Annotated in this window: 15 protein-coding genes; 14 read left to right on the forward strand and 1 reads right to left on the reverse strand. The window is 61.7% G+C overall.

Going from position 1 to position 18,637, the window contains the following annotated elements; translation table 11 throughout:
• The first annotated feature begins 1 nt into the window (after position 1).
• The 14 genes from M3P27_11450 (at position 2) to M3P27_11515 (ending at position 14,514) form a co-directional block, all read left to right on the forward strand.
• Positions 2–934, forward strand: a complete 933-nt coding sequence (locus tag M3P27_11450) for an NAD-dependent epimerase/dehydratase family protein (protein ID MDP9268922.1) — start codon at positions 2–4, stop codon at positions 932–934.
• Positions 931–2,124 (forward strand): glycosyltransferase family 4 protein, encoded by a 1,194-nt coding sequence (locus M3P27_11455; protein MDP9268923.1) that lies wholly within the window; start codon positions 931–933, stop codon positions 2,122–2,124. The genes M3P27_11450 and M3P27_11455 overlap by 4 nt, the downstream gene beginning before the upstream one ends.
• An 18-nt stretch (positions 2,125–2,142) precedes the next feature.
• Positions 2,143–2,892: a class I SAM-dependent methyltransferase gene (locus M3P27_11460; GenBank protein ID MDP9268924.1), complete on the forward strand. Its 750-nt coding sequence runs from the start codon at positions 2,143–2,145 to the stop codon at positions 2,890–2,892.
• Between the two features lie 107 nt (positions 2,893–2,999).
• Positions 3,000–4,241, forward strand: a complete 1,242-nt coding sequence (locus tag M3P27_11465) for a Wzz/FepE/Etk N-terminal domain-containing protein (GenBank protein MDP9268925.1) — start codon at positions 3,000–3,002, stop codon at positions 4,239–4,241.
• 8 nt (positions 4,242–4,249) lie between these two features.
• Positions 4,250–5,545 carry a hypothetical protein gene (locus tag M3P27_11470; GenBank protein MDP9268926.1) on the forward strand — a complete coding sequence of 432 codons (1,296 nt, stop codon included), beginning with the start codon at positions 4,250–4,252 and terminating at the stop codon, positions 5,543–5,545.
• Complete coding sequence (locus M3P27_11475; protein MDP9268927.1) at positions 5,542–6,441, forward strand: glycosyltransferase family 2 protein; 900 nt, start codon at positions 5,542–5,544, stop codon at positions 6,439–6,441. Before M3P27_11470 ends, M3P27_11475 begins: the two co-directional genes overlap by 4 nt.
• 199 nt (positions 6,442–6,640) lie before the next feature.
• Complete coding sequence (gene rfbB, locus M3P27_11480; GenBank protein ID MDP9268928.1) at positions 6,641–7,711, forward strand: dTDP-glucose 4,6-dehydratase; 1,071 nt, start codon at positions 6,641–6,643, stop codon at positions 7,709–7,711.
• Between the two features lie 20 nt (positions 7,712–7,731).
• Positions 7,732–8,679 (forward strand): dTDP-4-dehydrorhamnose reductase, encoded by a 948-nt coding sequence (gene rfbD, locus M3P27_11485; GenBank protein MDP9268929.1) that lies wholly within the window; start codon positions 7,732–7,734, stop codon positions 8,677–8,679.
• On the forward strand, positions 8,660–9,259 hold the full coding sequence (rfbC, locus tag M3P27_11490; GenBank protein MDP9268930.1) for a dTDP-4-dehydrorhamnose 3,5-epimerase: 600 nt from the start codon (positions 8,660–8,662) through the stop codon (positions 9,257–9,259). Before rfbD ends, rfbC begins: the two co-directional genes overlap by 20 nt.
• Before the next feature lie 57 nt (positions 9,260–9,316).
• Entirely contained in the window at positions 9,317–10,180 is an 864-nt protein-coding gene (rfbA, locus tag M3P27_11495; GenBank protein ID MDP9268931.1) for a glucose-1-phosphate thymidylyltransferase RfbA, read from the forward strand.
• Between the two features lie 149 nt (positions 10,181–10,329).
• On the forward strand, positions 10,330–11,466 hold the full coding sequence (locus tag M3P27_11500; GenBank protein MDP9268932.1) for a glycosyltransferase family 2 protein: 1,137 nt from the start codon (positions 10,330–10,332) through the stop codon (positions 11,464–11,466).
• A 51-nt stretch (positions 11,467–11,517) separates the two neighbouring features.
• Positions 11,518–12,282, forward strand: a complete 765-nt coding sequence (locus M3P27_11505; GenBank protein ID MDP9268933.1) for a glycosyltransferase — start codon at positions 11,518–11,520, stop codon at positions 12,280–12,282.
• 123 nt (positions 12,283–12,405) lie between these two features.
• The gene (gene gmd, locus M3P27_11510; protein ID MDP9268934.1) at positions 12,406–13,500 is read left to right on the forward strand and encodes a GDP-mannose 4,6-dehydratase; all 1,095 of its coding nucleotides are present in this window, start codon (positions 12,406–12,408) and stop codon (positions 13,498–13,500) included.
• A 39-nt stretch (positions 13,501–13,539) separates the two neighbouring features.
• Positions 13,540–14,514, forward strand: coding sequence for a GDP-L-fucose synthase (locus tag M3P27_11515; protein MDP9268935.1), 975 nt, complete (start codon positions 13,540–13,542; stop codon positions 14,512–14,514).
• Between the two features lie 32 nt (positions 14,515–14,546).
• On the opposite strand, the gene M3P27_11520 is transcribed toward M3P27_11515, so the two are convergent.
• A complete protein-coding gene (locus tag M3P27_11520) occupies positions 14,547–18,566 on the reverse strand; it encodes a hypothetical protein (GenBank protein ID MDP9268936.1) in 4,020 nt (1,339 codons plus the stop codon).
• Positions 18,567–18,637: the final 71 nt, after the last annotated feature.

Consider the following 18,637-nt stretch of genomic DNA (forward strand, 5'->3'; position numbering starts at 1 on the left):
GATGGAAAGGTCCATTCAAAGAGCAGTAGTCACCGGCGCAGGTGGCTTCATCGGCAGCGCCCTGGTCCAATATTTGAAAGGGACAGCGAGGGAAGTGGTGGCTGTCAGCCGGCGGCCACTGCCGGACCTTGGTTGTCCTGCACACGTCCTGGATGTGACACGGCAGGGAGTGCTGGACGACCTGCTCGACAAGCATACGGTAGTATTTCATCTGGCTGCTGGGGGGAGCGTTCCACGCTCCGTGCACAGCCCAAGAGCCGACTTTGAGGATGGTGTTTGCGCCTGGTTCGAGGTTCTGGAGTCCGTGCGTAAGGCGGATTGCCAGGTGATCTTTCCCTCGACGGGCTCCGTCTTCGACCCGAGCAGCAGATCGCCCCTGTCCGAGACGGCCTATGTTCGTCCGACCTCCCCTTATGCGGCCGGCAAAGCGACCGGCGAAGCCTATGCCGCGGCCTATCACCGATCGTACGGACTCAATGTGAAGGTAGCGAGAATGTTCAGCGTTTACGGCATAGGGATGAATCGCTTTGTGATCTACGACCTGGTGCAGCGCTTACGGAACAATCCCTCGGAGCTTTCGATTCTGGGAGACGGCACGCAGGTCCGGGACTACCTGTATATAGATGATGCTGTTCGGGGTCTGGTTCGGATCGCTACTCATGGGGAACCGGGCGAGAACTACAATCTTGGCAGCGGGATCGCGGTCAAGGTCATCGACCTGGCCCGGAAAGTTGCGGGCTTGATGGGACAGCCCGATATCCCCATCTCTCCCAGCGGCGAGCCACTTCCGGGCGAGGTGCTTCGCTGGTACGCGGACATCTCTAAGATCCGCAAGATCGGGTTCGCTCCAGAGGTTTCGCTGGAAGAAGGCCTTGCAAGGACCGTCCGCTGGCTCGCGGAAATGAACCTGCAGCGAGCGTCGGTGCTTTCTTGAAGATATTGCTTGTCGCAGCGAGCTTTCCGCCGCCTGCCGCCGCTGGTTCTTCCCAGTACCTGTCCTCGATCGTGTCTCATCTGCCACCGCACAGCGTGGTCGTGCAGACCGCGGATGCAGAGCCGGAGCACGCCCCGGCATTTGACCGCGGGCTTCCCCAGCGCGTCGTCAGGCACAGATTCATCATCCATGTAGCGAAGGCCTACGATGTGGGCAAACTGCGTCGTCTCCTGGAATATGTCCTCTGGCCAGTTGCTGCCTTTTGGTTGATCCTGCGGGAGGCGCCGCAGGTCGTGCACGTCGGGGAGCACAACGTCGCTGGGTTGGCGGCGCTGGTCGCGAACCGGATCCTGGGCGTTCCTTACCTGGTGTACACTTACGCCGAGGAGATCACGTATCTGAGCACCCGGCCCATACACTACTTTCTTTATCTTCGGATCCTGCGAAACGCGGGTGCGGTGGTCACCGTCTGCGACTACACGCGTGACTTGCTCGTCGAGCGGGGAGTTCAGCCCCAGCGCATTCACAAGGTTCTGCCTAGTGTCGGCCTGGAAAAGGTCATCGTTGCGAGCGCCGATGAGATCGAAACCGTTCGTCGCCGACACGGCTTGCAGGGCAATCGTGTCTTGTTGACCGTTGGCCGGTTGGTAAACCGCAAAGGGCATGCTTCGGTGGTTGAGGCGCTGCCCCAGATCTTGCAGTCGTTCCCGGAGACTCGGTATGTGATTGTGGGCCAAGGGCCCGAGGAGGAGACTCTACGCCACCACGTATCCCAAGCCGGTCTTCAGGACCACGTCCTGTTTTTGGGCGGGGTCGACGACCGAGAGCTCGCGTGCCTCTACCAGATCTCTGACGTTTTCGTGATGCCTCACCGTTTCCTGCCGAAAACCCGCGAAACCGAGGGGTGTCCCACCGTCTTTTTGGAGGCCAGTGCGAACGGCAAACCTGTGATTGGCGGCAATGCGGGCGGTGTTTCTGATGCCATCCTCGACGGGAAGACTGGGTTCATCATCGACGGAAGCTCGCCGCAACAGATCGCGGATGCGGTTTGCCGTCTGTTCCGAGATCCAGTCCTTGCCGCCGAGATGGGGCGGGTGGGCGTCGAATACGTGGCTGAGCTGACGCCGGGGCGGGCCGCCGAGATGATCGTGCGCATCAACGAGTCGCTTATAAACAATGCTAGCTTGTAACAGCGGGAGGAACTCCGGTTGTCGTTGCTAGCCAGAACCCGGCGCCACTTCGAGTTCCGCGCCGCGCGGCGCAGGGTCAGCGATCAGTTCCTTGCCGGCGAAGGCATCGAAATCGGCGCTTTACAGCGGGCATTGCCCGTAGGCAGCAAGTCTCGCGTTCGCTACGTGGACTATCAGACTACTGCCCAGCTCCGCAAGCGGTATCCCGAGCTCAAGTGGAGACGCATCGCCAACGTTGAAGCGGTGGATGATGGAGAAGTGTTATCTAGCCTCGCCCCCGCCAGCTTAGATTTTGTCATTGCTAATCACATGCTGGAGCATTGTCAGAATCCTCTCGGGACAATTCGCAACCATTCATCTAAACTCAAGATTGGTGGCGTACTTTACTATGCCATCCCTGAAAAGACGCAGACGTTTGACAGTGAGCGGCCGGTCACGCCGTTTGAGCATCTGGTCCGGGATGACAAGGAAGGCCCCGAGTGGAGCCGCGAGCAGCATTACTGGGAGTGGGCAACGCTGGTCAACAAGTTTAGCGGAGAGAAAGCTGCAAAGTGGGTGCAGGAAATGGTCGCCACGAACTATAGCATCCACTTCCATGTATGGGACAGGCAGGCGCTGTTCGATTTCTTTACACGCGCCCAAACCTATCTCGGCGGTTTTCATGCTGAGCATTTCGAGCAGAATCAGAACGAGATTATTGTTGTACTCCGCAGAAACCTTGAATCGGTGGTCTCCGCTTGTGCAGGTGATTCTGGCAAATTCGCCTGACCTGATCGATCTTTACTGAACTTTGAGGCTTGGCGAAATTGAACCCTTGCGAGACGTACTTGCACAGCAGCTACGCGCCGGGATTCTCATTGCGAATCTAGGAGTCCATGGGAAAACCCGAAAAAGCGGAACAAAAGTTTAGGGTCGCCGAAGAGCCGGTGGCCGTGGTGTCTAGCGGCGAAGAAGCGGGCGTATCCTTCCTCGAGCCGTTGATCATTCTGGCAAGACGGAAGTCGTTCATCCTCAAGTTTGTAGGGGCCGCCGCTATCTTGGCCGCAATCTTCTCCCTCCTATTACCCAAGACCTACACCGCCAAGGCGCAGATCATGCCGCCGGAGCAACGCCAGTCGTTGAATCTGGGACTGTTGAGCCAGGGAGTCAGTCTGGATACCTTGTCTGGCATGGGCCAGGCGCGGAGCGATCTTTACGCCACGATGCTGCAAAGCCGCACCGTGGGAGACGCGCTGATCGATCGCTTTTCTCTGCTCCAGGTGTACAAGGTGGAATTGCATGAGCAAGCCCGCCTCAGGTTGGCGGCCGCGACGATGATCATGAGCGGGAAAGACGGCGTGATCTCGATCTCGGTGACCGATCGCGATCCCCGGCGGGCCGCAGATCTCGCCAATGGGTATACGGATGAACTGTCGAAACTGTTCAAGACCCTGGCCGTATCAGAGGCGTCGAAGCGACGATTGTTTTTTGAGGCGTCAATGAAGAAGTCCAGGGAGGACCTGGTAGTGGCGGAGCAGTCCCTGAAGGAGACACAAGAGAAGACCGGTCTCATCCTGTTGAGCGAGCAGTCCAAATCGATGATCGAAGCGCTGGCGTCGACGCGCGCGCGGTTGGCCGCCAAGGAAGTTGCCCTCCAGGCTATGCGCTCGTATGCCGCCCCCGAGAACCCGGAGCTACAGCGTGCCCAGCAGGAGCTGGCTGCGTTGCGCGCGCAGGCGGCGAAGCTGGAATCCGGCCAAAGGGGATATGCAGGTGTCGCAGAAGTGCCCCTGGGAACCGTGCCGGCCGCCGGACTGGAGTATGCCCGGAAGGTGCGCGAGGTGAAGTATCAAGAGGCGCTGCTCGACCTGCTGTGGAAAGAATATGAGCTCGCGCGAATCGATGAAGGCCGAGACCCCGTCATGGTGCAGCAGTTGGACAAGGCTGTGCCGCCCGAGATTCGCTCATGGCCAAAACGCAGCATCATTGTGTTGGCCGTGACCCTGCTGGCCTTGCTGGTGGCGATTGCCGTGGCATTTCTTGCCCAGGCCCTGGAGCAGGCCAGGGAAGACCCCGATTTTGTGGCCCGTCTGCGGCTGCTTAAGTTCTACCTCTTAAGTCCCGCCTGGCATAAGTAGCAGAACAGATGAAGTTGAAAAGCTTTATCGCGCTGGAGCGATGGCCCACCGTGACGGCCGTAATGTTCGTTGCGTCCATGGCGACGCTGCTTCGTTCCTACGTCGCCATCAAGCTCCTCTTCTTGCTGCTGTTCCTTATCGCCTCCCTGTTGTCCATCACGCTGAGGAGGCCCCAGGTTGTCGTCTATCGCCGGCTAGTGTTGTTCTATCTGTGGCTCGGCCTGGCGGCTGCGGTGTGGGCGGTCATAGGGTTGCTTCACCCTGACAACTTTGCTGAGGGCGCTACCGACGCCTTGAGGCTCTACGTTGTTTGGAGCGCCGCTTTTGTGGTCCTCTACACGCTTCTCCGGGTGGGGCCATCGCTGCGGCTCATTCACGCCGCGATGGTCATCGCCGGCATCCTGATCCCCATCATTAATTTTGTGGGGCTCTATGGTGAGATCAACCACGCGGGTCTGATCTCAGAAGACATGCGGCAGGAACTCTCCATGAAGTTCGGGATCGGTGACAACTTGATCGTGATAAGCAGTCACAATATCGGCGCCATGTTCCTTATCGCACCGTACCTCCTGTCGATGCAGTTCCGGACTGACGAAGGCGACTCCAAGGCCAACTCCATCCTCACGAAGCTTGCGCTGGTGCTGTCGCTCATCCTGGTGGCGATATCGGGTCGGCGGGCGTTGTGGCTTCTGGTCGCCTTCACGCCGTTCGCGGTTCTTCTGCTGTCTCGGCTTACGGGCGGCTATGGTTTGATGAAGGCAGGCCGAAGGCGTTTTCTACTCGCTTACGCCGCCGCAGGTGTCATCGGGCTGAGCATGTTGTTCATACTCCCGGACGATGCATTGGATATTCCGTCCGTGGAACATCTCAAGTACGCTTTCTCGTCAAAGGACGAGCGAACGATCTTGGCGCCGTACTTGATCAACGGCTTCATGGAATCGCCGATCCTCGGAGTGGGTTTCGGTGGGTATGCTGGCTACCTGCGGAACTCGCAACGGCCCTGGACATACGAACTGACTTACCACACCCTGCTCTTCAACACGGGGCTGGTGGGGGCGACGTTTCTCCTGGCACTGTTTTCCATCTACCTTTGGTTCGTTCTCAAGCTGTTGCGGCGATTCAAGGATGGATCGGCTATCCCGTTCGGACTGATCATTGCGCTCGGTTGTTTGCTCGTTGGTGCGTATTCCGATCCCTACCTGGGGTCATTCGACACCCTCTTTTTCGTCGGTCTGCTGCCCTACCTCTCCACCTTCCAGCAGGGATTCGATCAGCCCCGATTGGCAGCGGGAGTGGCGACGTGATCATCGCCGAGGAACCCGCTCCAGTCCGACCGCCAGGGCGCATGAATCTCGAGGACGTGCTGGCGGTCGTCGTCAGTTACAACGGGTTCGAGAAAACCAGGCAGACCGCGGACGCGCTCCGAAGGCAGGTTGGGCACGTTCACATCGTGGACAACGGCTCGAATGCGGAGTCGCTTGATGTCCTGGCGTCGCTGGAGCGGGAGCCGCGTATCACCGTCGAGCGATTGGGAGAGAACCGGGGCGTTGGATGCGCTTTGAATCGCGGAGTGCAGCGCGCGCGACAGATCGGATGCACCTGGCTGCTGACCATGGACCAGGACAGTGTGGTGGATGGTTCCCTGATCGAGGCGTATCGGGCAGCGGTCGATGAGGATCCGAGCCGAGTGTGTCTAACACCGCGGATCACCACGAACAGCAGCGGGAAAGGCGTGGTGGGCGGGGCGACCACCTACGCGATCACCTCTGGGAACCTCGTGCGCGTCAGCCTGTTCGATGAGATCGGGCTATATGACGAGGGTTTCTTCGTGGACTACATCGATTTCGATTTCTGTCTGCGCCTCCGTCGCGCTGGTTATGCGGTGCATCGCGTGCCGGCCGCATTGATGCAGCACGAACTGGGCGACTCCCTCGATCTGCCGCGCGTCGCTCGCAGGTACTACGCCCTTCACTCGCCGGTTCGGCGCTACTACATGTACCGAAACTTCCTGTACATGGCGGAACGGTACTTCCTGGAATTCCCGGGGTTTGTTCTCAAGTCGGTGATCGCCTTAACCCTCCGGCTCTTCTTCATTGGCTTTCTGGACCCGGATCCACTGGCCAGTTATCGGGCCATCGCGCGGGGCGTGGTGGACTACACCGCGCGCAAGCACGGACCCTACGTGGAGCGCGCCCGATGAAGATTGTCATGTGCGCGCACACTGCAGCACGCCGAGTGAGTGCGTGACTTCCGCGGGGCCGAGCTGTGTTACAAGGTACAACAGAAACTGGTAGCCCACGAAAGCACACCTTCGTAGTGTCTGACCTTCACGGATCCAGACAGCAGGCTGGGCCAGGACGCCGAGCGGGAGCTGCGGCTTGAAGGGAAGAATCAGGGGAATGCAAGACTGCATCTTGGTGACGGGCGGCGCGGGCTTCATCGGGTCGAACTTCGTGTTGCGCTGGCTGGAGAGCGAGAGCGCCGCGGTCGTGAACCTCGACTCGCTCACTTATGCGGGCCACATGGCGAACCTTCGTCCGATCGCGGAGGGCGCGGCGCATACCTTCGTGCGTGGCGACATCAACGATGCGGAACTGGTGCGCGGGCTCCTGCAGCAGCATAAGCCGCGGGCGATCGTCCACTTCGCGGCGGAGAGTCACGTTGACCGGTCGATCGTGGATCCGGAATCGTTCATCCAGACGAACATCCGCGGCACGTTCCGCTTGCTGGAACAAGCGCGCCGTTACTGCGATGAGCTGGCGCCCGCGGACCGCGAGCGCTTCCGCTTTGTCCACATTTCGACCGACGAGGTATACGGATCGCTCGGTCCCACCGACGCGGCCTTCACGGAGACGACAGCGTTCGCCCCAAACAGCCCTTACGCGGCTTCGAAGGCGGCCTCGGACCACCTGGCGCGCGCGTTCCTCCACACCTACGGCCTGCCGGTCACGATCACGAACTGCTCGAATAATTACGGTCCGCGCCAGCTCCCGGAGAAACTGATCCCGCTGGTCATCACCCAGCTGATGCGCGGGCTGCCGCTGCCGGTTTACGGCGACGGTCTGAATGTGCGCGACTGGCTCTACGTGATCGACCACTGCGATGCGATCCGGCTGGTGCTGCGGCAAGGACGTATCGGGGAGACGTATAACGTTGGCGGTAAGACGGAGAAAACGAACCTCGAGGTTGTGCGCACGATCTGCCGTGTGTTCGACGAGCTCCGCCCCGCGGGCGCGCCGAACGAGCGCCTGATTCAGTTCGTCAAGGATCGCCCCGGCCACGACCGGCGGTATGCCATCGACTGTTCCAAGCTGCAGCGTGAGACCGGCTGGCAGCCGAACGAGACATTCGCGTCCGGCGTACGCACTACGGTAAAGTGGTACCTCGATAACTATCACTGGCTGCAAGACGTTACCGGGGGTGAGTTCAAGGAGTGGATTAAGACGCAGTATTCCGGAGCGCTGGGCTAGCCCGGGCGCAAACAACTCCGATGCGGATCGTCCTATTAGGCAAAGATGGGCAGGTTGGAAGCCAGCTGCAGCGCACGCTGGCGGCGGCCGGCGAGGTCGTGCCGCTGGGACGCGCCGAAGCGGACCTCTCCAACGCCGATGCCCTGGGCAGCGTCCTGCGCAAGTTGGCCCCGGCGCTGATCGTGAACGCCGCCGCGTACACGCAAGTGGATCGAGCAGAGGATGAACCGGAAATGGCGACGCGCATCAACCGCGACGCGCTCGCCGTGATCGGCGCCGAAGCGAAGAAGTTGGGCGCAGGGGTCGTTCACTACTCCACCGACTACGTGTTCGACGGCGGGAAGGCAGGAGCCTACGTAGAATCGGATTCCACGGGCCCGCTGAACGTCTACGGAAGGACCAAGCTGGAAGGCGAGAAGGCGCTGGCGGCGAGCGGCGCGGCCTACCTGGTGCTGCGGACCTCGTGGGTGTACGCAGCTCAGGGAAACAACTTCATGCTGCGTATCTTGGAGCTGGCGCGGTCGCGCGAGGAGATACGCGTCGTCACCGACCAGGTCGGAGCACCGACATGGTCGCGCATGATCGCGGCGGGCACGGCGGCCATTCTCGCTACGCTGAAGAGTGGCGACCTGATCGCCAAGCTGCGCGAGCGGCAAGGCGTCTATCATCTTAGCGCAGCCGGATCCACGAGCTGGTTCGGTTTCGCCGAAGCGATCGTTGAAGAGTTCCGGCGCGCGCAAGGGAATCCCTCGCTCGCCGTGCGGCGCATCACGCCGATCGCTTCGGCGGAATTTCCCACGCGCGCCTGTCGACCCGCCAATTCGGTGCTCGCGAACGACAAGGTGCGGAAGACATTCGGGGTCGAGCTTCCCGGCTGGCGCGAGCAGCTGGGCTCGGTCATGCGCCAGGTGTGCGGCGCCGTCGACACCTCAGCGGAGAGAATAATCGTTGCTAACGCGAACAACTGATCTGCCTGGCGTTCTGCTGCTCGAGCCCAAGGTCTTCGAGGACGCGCGCGGCTTCTTCCTGGAGACCTATCGCGCCGATCGCCTGCGCGAGGCCGGCATCAGCGATAACTTCGTCCAGGCCAATCAATCACACTCCGTCCGCGGCACGTTACGCGGGCTGCACTACCAGCTTGTTCATCCGCAGGCGAAGCTGTGCCGCGTTGCACATGGCGAAGTAGTGGATGTAGCGGTGGACATCCGTCGCGGCTCGCCGACCTTCGGCAAAGCGTTCCAGGTGATCCTTTCCGCCGAGAACCGCTTACAGATCTACGTTCCTGCCGGTTTCGCCCATGGCTTCCAGGTGCTCTCCGACTCTGCCGACTTCCTCTATCAGTGCAGCGACTTCTACCATCCGGAGGATGAGCACGGGATCCTATGGAGCGATCCGGCCCTCCGGCTTGACTGGCCATTGCGGGAGCCGCTACTCTCTGCAAGAGATTCGGCATATCCGTGTCTGGCCGCAGTCGCGCCGGAACATTTGCCGGTCTATCGGCCGGCGCGCAGCGCGGCGATGCCCGATGGTCCGGGAAGCCGTGCCTGAGATGAGCATTGTGATCGTCATCGAGCCCTCCCACCTCTGCGTGAAGCCTGCTGGATCATGCGCGGCATAATCCTGGCCGGTGGTTCCGGCACCCGGTTGTACCCCGCGACCCTCGCCATCTCCAAGCAGCTGATCCCGGTGTACGACAAGCCGATGGTCTATTACCCGCTGACCACGCTGATGCTGGCCGGTATCCGCGAACTCCTACTTATCTCGACGCCGTCGGATCTGCCCCGTTTCCGGCAGCTGCTCGGCGACGGCTCGCAGTGGGGCATCCAGATCGCTTACGCGGAACAGCCGCGGCCCGAGGGGCTGGCGCAAGCGTTCCTGATCGGCGAGAAGTTCATTGGTGACCAGCGTTCGGCACTGGTGTTGGGTGACAATATCTTCTTCGGCCACGATCTGGCGCAGAGCGTTCGCCAAGCGGCGGGGCTCACGCGCGGGTCGATCGTGTTCGCGTATCCCGTGCAGGATGCGAGCACCTACGGCGTGGTTGAGTTCGGCGCCGATGGTCGGGCGATCAGCCTCGAAGAGAAGCCCAAGCATCCCAAGTCGCGGTACGCCGTCACCGGCTTGTACTTCTACGACGAGCATGTGGTGAAGTTAGCCAAGACCTTGCGGCCGTCGAATCGTGGCGAGTTGGAGATCACCGACCTGAACCGCCTCTACCTCGAGCGTGGGGAACTCCAGGTCGTGACCTTGGGCCGCGGCATGGCGTGGCTCGACATGGGAACGCATGATTCGATGCTCGAAGCTTCGTCGTTCATCCAGACGTTGGAAAAGCGCCAGGGCTTTAAGATTGCGTGCCCCGAGGAGATCGCCTATCGGCTGGGATACATCGATGCCCAGCAGCTGCGCGCCATAGCAGAAGAGTTCAGCAAGAGCAGCTATGGGCGTTACTTGCTAGGGCTGCTCGACTAGCGTTGCTCGATTCCTTGCTCCCCCGCGCAAGACCCTCACCAGCGAGTTTTGCCTTGGACTAGTCGTGGTACGAGCGATCGACGCCTAAGGTATCATCAGATTGTGGTCGTTGTTTTAGCGATCAGGACGCGGAGGAGTGTGTGGGAGCGGTGCGCGTAAGCATCATCATCGTCAGCTACAACTGCCGGGACTACCTCATAGGGTGCCTGGAGTCGGTGTATGCGGCCCCGACACAGACCGGCTACGAGGTGATCGTGGTGGACAATGCGTCGCCGGACGACACCGCGAAGGTCGTGCCGGCCCGCTTTCCGCAGGTGCGCTGGATCCAGAGCGAAGTGAATGGTGGTTTTTCTCATGCCAACAACCAGGGCATCGCTGCCGCGCAAGGCGAGTACCTGCTACTGCTGAATCCGGACACCTTGGTGCTCGATAACGCCATCGACCGCATGGTCCGCTTCATGGATGAGAAAGTCTCTGCCGGGGCGTGCGGGTGCCGCGTGCTGAACGAGGACGGCTCCTTGCAGCCTACGTATTTTGGCTTCCCGACACTCCTCAAAGATTTCGGGCACCTGCTGCGTCTCGACCGGCGATGGGTTCGCGACAGGATCAGCCGCAGCCGGCTCTTGCCCAAGCTCTCGTCCAGGAACCTTGCCGTGCTGACCGAACTCAAGGCCGTGACTCCGGTGGATTTCCTGCTCGGGGCCTGCCTCATGGTCCGGCGTTCCGCGCTCGAGAAGGTGGGCATGCTCGACGATCGGATGTTCATGTACTCCGAGGAAGCGGAGTTCTGCTACCGCCTCCACCAACACGGTTTTGGCGTGTACTACTTGCCGGAGGGACGCGTGGTGCACTTCGGCGGACAGAGCACGCGCACCGCTTCCGACCGGATGCTGCTGGAGTACAACCGCAGCCGCCTTTACTTTGACCGCAGGTGTCACGGATGGTTGCACACCGCTGCGCTGAAGGGCATCTTGGCAGCCGACATGCTGCTCCGTCTCGCGAGCCTCTGCATCAGGGACCCGCAATCAGAGATCGGGACGATAAACAGCCGGTATCGGGCGGCGCCTTCCACCGCGGTGCAAGCCCGCCGGCCGCGCGCGGCAACGGCGCGGCTCTACCTCAACATCCTGCGGGAGATCGTTTTCAACCGCGCCCAACCAGATGGTGCGGAAAAGCCACAGGTCAAGGTGCTGGAAGCGCCCGCTCGCAACTTGCGCTCCCCCGAAACGACGAGCGCCGCGGACAGCGGGTCACCAGCCGAAATCCACAAGCAACCGACCAGGTGATACCTTCCGGCTTCGCGAGTCGCTCCACCCTGAAAGGGTCATCCCATCATCATGAAGGTCTCAATCATCACGGTCTGCTTCAACAGCGCTTCCACGATCGAGGCAACGCTTCGCTCCGTGGCTGCTCAGACCTACCCTGACCTGGAACACATCGTGATCGACGGGGCTTCGAGCGATGAGACCGTCGCGATCGTTCGTCGCAGCGGCACCAGAGTGAACAAGCTGATCAGCGAGCGGGATGGCGGTATTTACGACGCCATGAATAAAGGGATCGGGCTGGCGAAAGGGGAGATCGTCGGCATCCTGAATTCCGACGATGTTTATGCTCATGACGATGTTATTGCGCGCGTTGTGCAAGCCTTCGAAGAGGGCGGCTGTGATGCATGCTACGGCGAAGTCGTCTTCGTCGGTCGTGATGATCCGTCGCGGGTGGTGCGCTATTGGAAGTCGCGGCCGTTCACTCCTGCTCTTCTGCGCGAAGGATGGTTTCCACCCCACTCGGCCTTCTTCGTGCGCAACGACCTTTACCGGCGTTTCGGATCGTTCGACCTTGACTATCCGCTTGCGGCAGACGTGGAATTGATGTTCCGTTTGCTGAGCCAGGAAGGGATTCGAACCACGTATCTTCCCGAGGTCCTCGTAAGGATGCTTCTCGGGGGTGTCTCCAACGCAAAGTGGTCGACCATCTGGCAGCAGAATGTCGCCATCCGGCGCGCGGCTGTCAAGAACGGCATCCAGCTGCGAAACCCGATCGTGTTTTGGGTTCAGAAGCTGATGAGCCGTGCACCGCAATTTTGGCAGCGGCCGCGTGTGTGAGGCCGACAGGGAATGCATTCCGTGGAGCGGGGTCCGGAGACCTTACGTGGCGGCGCGAACGATGTTATTGTTGTTTTTAAGCGCATCTCCGCAAGCCGTAAAGAAGGGTTGCAATAGTCCAACATGACGAAGGTCGCTGTAATCACGGGTGTCACCGGCCAGGACGGCGCCTATCTCGCCGAGTTCCTGCTGAAGAAGGGTTACCAGGTGCACGGTATCAAGCGGCGCACCTCATTGTTCAACACCGATCGCATCGACCACCTGTACGAGGACCCGCACGTGCAGAACAGCCACTTCCACCTGCACTACGGCGACATGAGCGACGCGACCAGCTTGTTGCGGACGATCAAAGACACTGAGCCCGACGAGATCTATAACCTGGCGGCGCAGAGCCATGTCGGCGTGTCATTCGAGGAGCCGGAGTACACCGCCGACGTGGACGCCCTGGGCACCCTCCGCATGCTGGAGGCGATCCGGATCCTGGGCCTCAAGGACAAGACGCGCTTTTACCAGGCGTCCACGTCCGAGCTGTTCGGCATGGTGCGAGAAGCGCCGCAGACGGAGTCGACCCCGTTCCACCCGCGGTCGCCTTACGGCGTGGCCAAGCTTTACGCCCATTGGATCACGATCAACTACCGCGAGGCCTACTCACTGTTCGCCTGCAATGGGATCTTGTTCAACCACGAGTCGCCGGTTCGAGGCGAGACATTCGTCAGCCGCAAGGTGACGCGCGGACTGGCGCGAATCAAGGTCGGGTTGGAGGAATGCCTATACCTAGGAAACCTTGAGGCGCGTCGCGATTGGGGGCACGCGCGCGACTACGTCGAGATGCAGTGGCTTATGCTGCAGCAGGATAAGCCGGATGACTACGTTATCGCGACCGGGGAACAACACAGCGTGCGCGAGTTCGTCGAGGCCAGCGCAGCGGCGTTGGGCATGAAGTTGACGTGGCGCGGTTCCGGATTGGGCGAGCAGGGGGTGGACGAGAAGGGTCGCGTGATCGTCGCGATCGATCCCCGGTACATGCGCCCGGCGGAAGTAGAGTCGCTCCTCGGCGACGCCACCAAGGCGCGAACGAAGCTGGGGTGGCGGCCGAAGGTGACCTTCCCGCAGCTGGTCGAGGAGATGGCGGCCGCGGACCTGAAACACGCCGAGCGGGAAGCGCTGGCCCGGCGAAGCGGATATGTCAGCTTCGCGCGCGCCGAGACGACCCGCTAGACGGCTTCACCTGGTGCGACAGAGTGTTCCCCGATGCAAATGAATAAAAGCGCAAGGATCTACGTGGCAGGGCATCGCGGGCTGGTGGGCTCGGCTATCACGCGGCGCCTGTCGGAAGCCGGTTTTGAGAACCTGCTGCTGCGTACCCATGCCGAACTCGATCTCATCGCCCCTGCCGCGGTAGAAGAGTTCTTCCATCGCGAGCAGCCGGAGTACGTGGTCATGGCGGCAGCGCGCGTCGGCGGCGTCGTCGCCAACAACACTTACCCGGCGGAGTTCATCACCGAGAACCTGGCGATCGAGCTGAACGTGATCCGCGCGGCGTGGAAAGCGGGCGTCCGGCGGCTGCTGTTCCTCGGTTCCAGCTGCATCTATCCGCAGCTTGCGCCACAGCCGATCAAGGAAGAGTACCTGTTGACCGGGCCGCTCGAGCCGACGAACCGCGCCTATGCCATCGCCAAGATCGCCGGCGTGGAGATGTGCGCATCGCTGAATCGGGAGTACGGCACCCGGTTCCTATGCCCGATGCCCTGCAACCTCTACGGGCGCGGTGACAACTTCGATCCGGAGAATTCGCACGTCATCCCAGGAGTGTTGGGGAGGATCCACCAGGCCAAGATCAATGGAGACGACCAGGTCGTGCTCTGGGGCACCGGCACGCCGCGGCGCGAGTTCATGTCCAGCGACGATCTCGCCGACGCGTGCCTCTTCTTGATGTCGCTTCCGGACGACCACTTCGATGAGTTGGTGCGAGCCGATGACCGACCGCCGCTTATCAATATCGGGACGGGCGAGGACCTGACCATCCGCGAGCTGGCCGAACGCATCCGCACCATCGTTGGATATCAGGGTCGGGTCGTGTTCGACGCGTCGCGGCCCGACGGAACGCCTCGCAAGTTGCTCGATGTCTCGCGCCTGCAGCGGCTCGGGTGGCACGCGCGCATCAGCCTCGAGGCGGGCCTGCGCGCGATGTACGAGGAGTTCCTCGCGCGCACAATGGTCCACCATCCCTGATCGTTGACCAACACACAAGGCTGACGTTCGTCCTAGGGCGCTGTCCAGCTGCCGCGCGTCTGCCAGCCGGAGCCGTGCCCCTCATTGTCATCCACATACATGAAGACCGTCTTCGCACCCGTAAAACCGGGCTGGAAGGTGATAGCAAGATTCACCGTCAGGTTGTTACCCGACTTCGAGACCGACGAGGTTCCGACGTTGACCGTGCACTGACCGCTAGAGAGCGTTCCCGGCGTCCCGATGACTTGCGGACCGCTCCAGCTGGCACCGCTCCCCTGGTTGACGAACACCGAGTTGCTGGCGTTGTCGTAATACATGGCGCAGGCGCCGGCCCAACCCACCGCGGTGTTGAACATCACGTAGCCGTGCGCAATGTCGGCAAAGCCGTCGGCGTCTGTGTACAGGAAGCTGAAGGTCTGGCTGGCGCCGCTGCCCGAACTGGGCGTCACCGAGACCGCCGTGGGCGGCGCCGCATTACCCGGTACCCACGTGCCGCGCGTCTGCCAACCGGGGGTCGCCAGACCACCCTGATCGTCCACGTACATGAAGACCGTCTTCGCACCTACGAACGCCGGCTGGAAGGTGATGGCAAAGTTCACCGTCAGGTCGGGGCCCGACCCGGAAACCGATGACGCTCCTATGTTGACCGTGCACTGGCTGCTGGAGAGCGTTCCGGGCTGCCCGATGACTAGCGGGCCACTCCAGCTGCCGCCGCTGCCCTGGTTGAGGAACACCGAGTTGCTGGCGCTGTCGTAATACATGGCGCAGGCGCCCGCCCACGCCGCCGAGCTATTGATCAATACGTAGGCGTGAGCAATGTCGGCAAAGCCGTTGGCATCCGAATAGAGCAGGGAAAACGTCTGGCTCGCGCCGCTGCCCGAGCTGGGCGTAACTGATACGGCCGTGGGCGCGGTCGCAGAGCTGGTGGGAGTCCAGGTGCCGCGTGTCTGCCAACCGGAGGGTGCCAGGCCACCCTGGTCGTCCACGTACATGAAGACCGTCTTCGCACCGGTAAAACCGGGCTGGAAGGTGATGGCAAAGTTCACCGTCAGGTCGGTGCCCGACCCGGAAACCGATGACGCTCCCACATCGACCGTGCACTGACCGCTGGAGAGCGTTCCGGGTTGCCCGATGACTTGCGGGCCGCTCCAGCTGCCTCCGCTGCCTTGGTTGACGAACACCGAATTGCTGGCGCTGTCGTAATACATCGCACAGGCTCCGGCCCATGCTGCCGAGGTGTTGATCAACACGTAGGCGTGAGCAATGTCGGCAAAGCCGTTGGCATCCGAGTAGAGCAGGGAAAACGTCTGGCTCGCGCCGCTGCCCGAGCTGGGCGTAACTGATACGGCCGTGGGCGCTGTCGCAGGAGGCGTGCCAGCTAGGTCGGTCTGCCAGAAACCTCGACCGTATGTGGCTACACGAAGCTTCTTTACGGCGCCGTTCTTGAAAATGCGCATCGACAACGGCGTCACGTTCGGTAGTCCGGTACCAAGTTCGGTCCAGATGCCGCTCTGTCGCACAAAAACACCGACGTCCATAGTCACGTAGACGATGGTGTGATCATCGGGGTCGATCGCGATCGCGTCCGCTGGCGCATCGGGCAAGCCGATGCCGACGTCGGTCCAGCTCCCGCCAGCGTTCGTAGTGTAGAAGACGTGGCCGGCACCGTTGGGATTGCCGGTGAAGCCCATCACGGTGATGTAGGCGGTCTGGCCGGTGGCATCGGTAGGGTCAATGGCGACGAACGAGATGGGGAAGTTGCCGGGATTGATGGCCGCAGTCCCGTCGGTCCACGTCGGCGTCGCAGCGTTCGCGTTGGTCGTTACCCAGATGTGGCCGCCGCCGGAGCCGGAGCCGCCATCGGTCCCGGCATAGATCACAGGCGACACCCCGCTTACGGGAGTGCCGCCGGCAGCGAGCGAGCGCACCAGGTTGACTTCGCTGCCGCTGCATACACCGCCTGCGCCGGTCTCAAAATTCTGACTTAGAGCGCTTGCCGGCCAGCCGGCCGAAGTGTTCGGGCCGCGCCAGACGCGGCAGGTACCCACGATGATCTTGGTCTGGTCGGCGGGATCGAGGATGTAGGGCGTATAGAACGCGCCATGGTCACCACCGACCTGCGCGCTGCCGACGATCTGATTGAACCCGAGCAGCTCGATGCAGTCCGTGCCGCCGGTACACTGCTGGATGGTGACGTCGGTGTTGGTGACGTACCAGTTGTTCGGATTCGTCTGATCGATCTCGTTGAAGCCACCGTCCCCGCCCCAAGCCTCGTACCACTTGGGTGGATCGAGCGACGGATTGCTCTGCCCGGGAGCGATCGCGGGTGAGCCGTTATCCTGCGTGCCCCCGAGAAGTATGTTGGCATCGGTGGGATGCTGCGAAAAAGAGACGAACTGACTGAGCGAACCCAGGGTCGATGTGTTCAGATCATCGAACGGGTTGGAGGTCGCGGCGGTGCAGGCGATGACTGTCATGCCGGCGCTGTTCAAAGTGCGGTAGGCGCCGCCATCGTTGCCGAAGTAGATGATCTGCGGATTGCTCTGCAGAAAATCGATGCCGTGCTGGTCGGGATGGATCGAGTGGTAGCCCGCATTGCACGAGTTGAAGCCGTAGACGTGCGTGAGGTTCAGCCATTTATTGACGGTCGCGCCGGCCATGGTGGTACCGCACAATGTGCCGGCCTGACCGAGGGGAATGTTGCACTTGTAGAGGTTGACCGCGCCGGCGTAGAGATCGGTTCCCGTCCCGTTGGGAACGGCCGAGAGGTAGAGATCGTAGAAGCCCTGGCCGGTGCCGCAGCCTTGGCTCTGCGGGTCACCGCAGCTCGTGATGCCGGTAACGGCGAGCACAGTCCATGCACTGGTGCCTCCATTCACCGTCTTCGAGATACCGCGGTTGGTCGTTCCGTTACTGCCGACGGCCCAGGCATACATGTCAGCGCTGCCGGGGCGGACGGTGAGCTGGCCGCGCAGCATGTCGCAGGTGGCAGAAGTGTTGCAGTTAGCAGTGAAACTGACGGGCTGGAACGCCAGGCGCGTCCAATTGATCCCGTCGGTGGAGGAGTAGAAACCCTCTTTCCTAAGCGCGGCGAAGAACTTTCCCAAGCTCGCGTTGTAGACCACGTCGCTGACCGAGCCGAAGATGGTCTCGGGAGAAGTAGCCTTGTGCCAGGTGGCGCCGGCGTCGATGGAGTAATAGATGCCCTGCGCGGTGCTGCTACCCGCATTCAGACTGGACCCCAGCGGGGTGTTGGAGAAGCCGGCGATGACAAGGTTGGTATTCGCGGTGCTGAAGGCGATCTTGCTCACGCCCATGCCACGGAAGGAATTCGCGCCGGAATCAGCGGAGGTGATGAGCGTCCAGCTGGCGCCGTGGTCGGTGGAGCGCATGATCCCCATGCCGTAGTAGGAATCGCCGGCGTTGTTCGGTTCGCCGGTGCCGACCAGGATAAGGTTGCTGTTGCCGGGCTGGAGCGCGATGGCGTTGGTGGTGAGCGTGGCGGCGGCGGGATCGGTGTCAAAAAGCGGCGCCCAGGTGACGAGCGCGGGACTCGGATTGGCCGCGTTGGTGGACCGCCACGCACCGCCACCGGCGCCGGTGATGTAGACGGTGTTGCCGGTGGCATCGTTCTGGTCCATGGTGACGGCGGTGATGCGGCCGCTGGCATCGCCGGACTGTCCCATTCCCGTGATCGGCGTCGGCCCGAGGTTCTGCCACACCGGCTGTGGCTGCGTCATGGGCTGGCCGCCGCCGGGGGCGACCGCGGAGGTGGTGCCGGAGGAAGCACTCTGACCCAGCGCTGCCTGTTGCGCTGCTTGTTGCGCCGCCTGTTGCGCCGCCTGCCGCATCCGAATCTTCTGCCGGAAGGCGCGGTGGAGAAGCGTCGCAGGAATCTCACCCTTCACTGTACGGCCGCGCATGAACCACGCCGCGCGAGCCGCCGGATCGTCCTTGTGGCCAGCCTTGGGGTTCGCGTTCGTCGCGTCGGGATCGCCTTCCACCCGGCCCTTCTGCGCGGAAGAAGACAGCGGCAGAAGAAGGCTCAGCACAAAGACCAGTAAGAGGAGACCAGGGGACACAGAAGTATGAGTGCGAACGCCTCGGGACACTCTTCACCTCG

Source organism: Acidobacteriota bacterium, from assembly GCA_030774055.1.
Taxonomy (GTDB): Bacteria; Acidobacteriota; Terriglobia; order Terriglobales; family Acidobacteriaceae; genus JACPNR01.

Bases quoted from the DNA above. Each gene is read 5' to 3' on its own strand.
- M3P27_11465 (MDP9268925.1), top strand. From the start codon at position 3,000: ATGGGAAAACCCGAAAAAGCGGAACAAAAGTTTAGGGTCGCCGAAGAG.
- rfbB (MDP9268928.1), top strand. From the start codon at position 6,641: ATGCAAGACTGCATCTTGGTGACGGGCGGCGCGGGCTTCATCGGGTCG.
- M3P27_11450 (MDP9268922.1), top strand. From the start codon at position 2: ATGGAAAGGTCCATTCAAAGAGCAGTAGTCACCGGCGCAGGTGGCTTC.
- rfbA (MDP9268931.1), top strand. From the start codon at position 9,317: ATGCGCGGCATAATCCTGGCCGGTGGTTCCGGCACCCGGTTGTACCCC.
- M3P27_11470 (MDP9268926.1), top strand. From the start codon at position 4,250: ATGAAGTTGAAAAGCTTTATCGCGCTGGAGCGATGGCCCACCGTGACG.
- M3P27_11505 (MDP9268933.1), top strand. From the start codon at position 11,518: ATGAAGGTCTCAATCATCACGGTCTGCTTCAACAGCGCTTCCACGATC.
- rfbD (MDP9268929.1), top strand. From the start codon at position 7,732: ATGCGGATCGTCCTATTAGGCAAAGATGGGCAGGTTGGAAGCCAGCTG.
- gmd (MDP9268934.1), top strand. From the start codon at position 12,406: ATGACGAAGGTCGCTGTAATCACGGGTGTCACCGGCCAGGACGGCGCC.
- M3P27_11515 (MDP9268935.1), top strand. From the start codon at position 13,540: ATGAATAAAAGCGCAAGGATCTACGTGGCAGGGCATCGCGGGCTGGTG.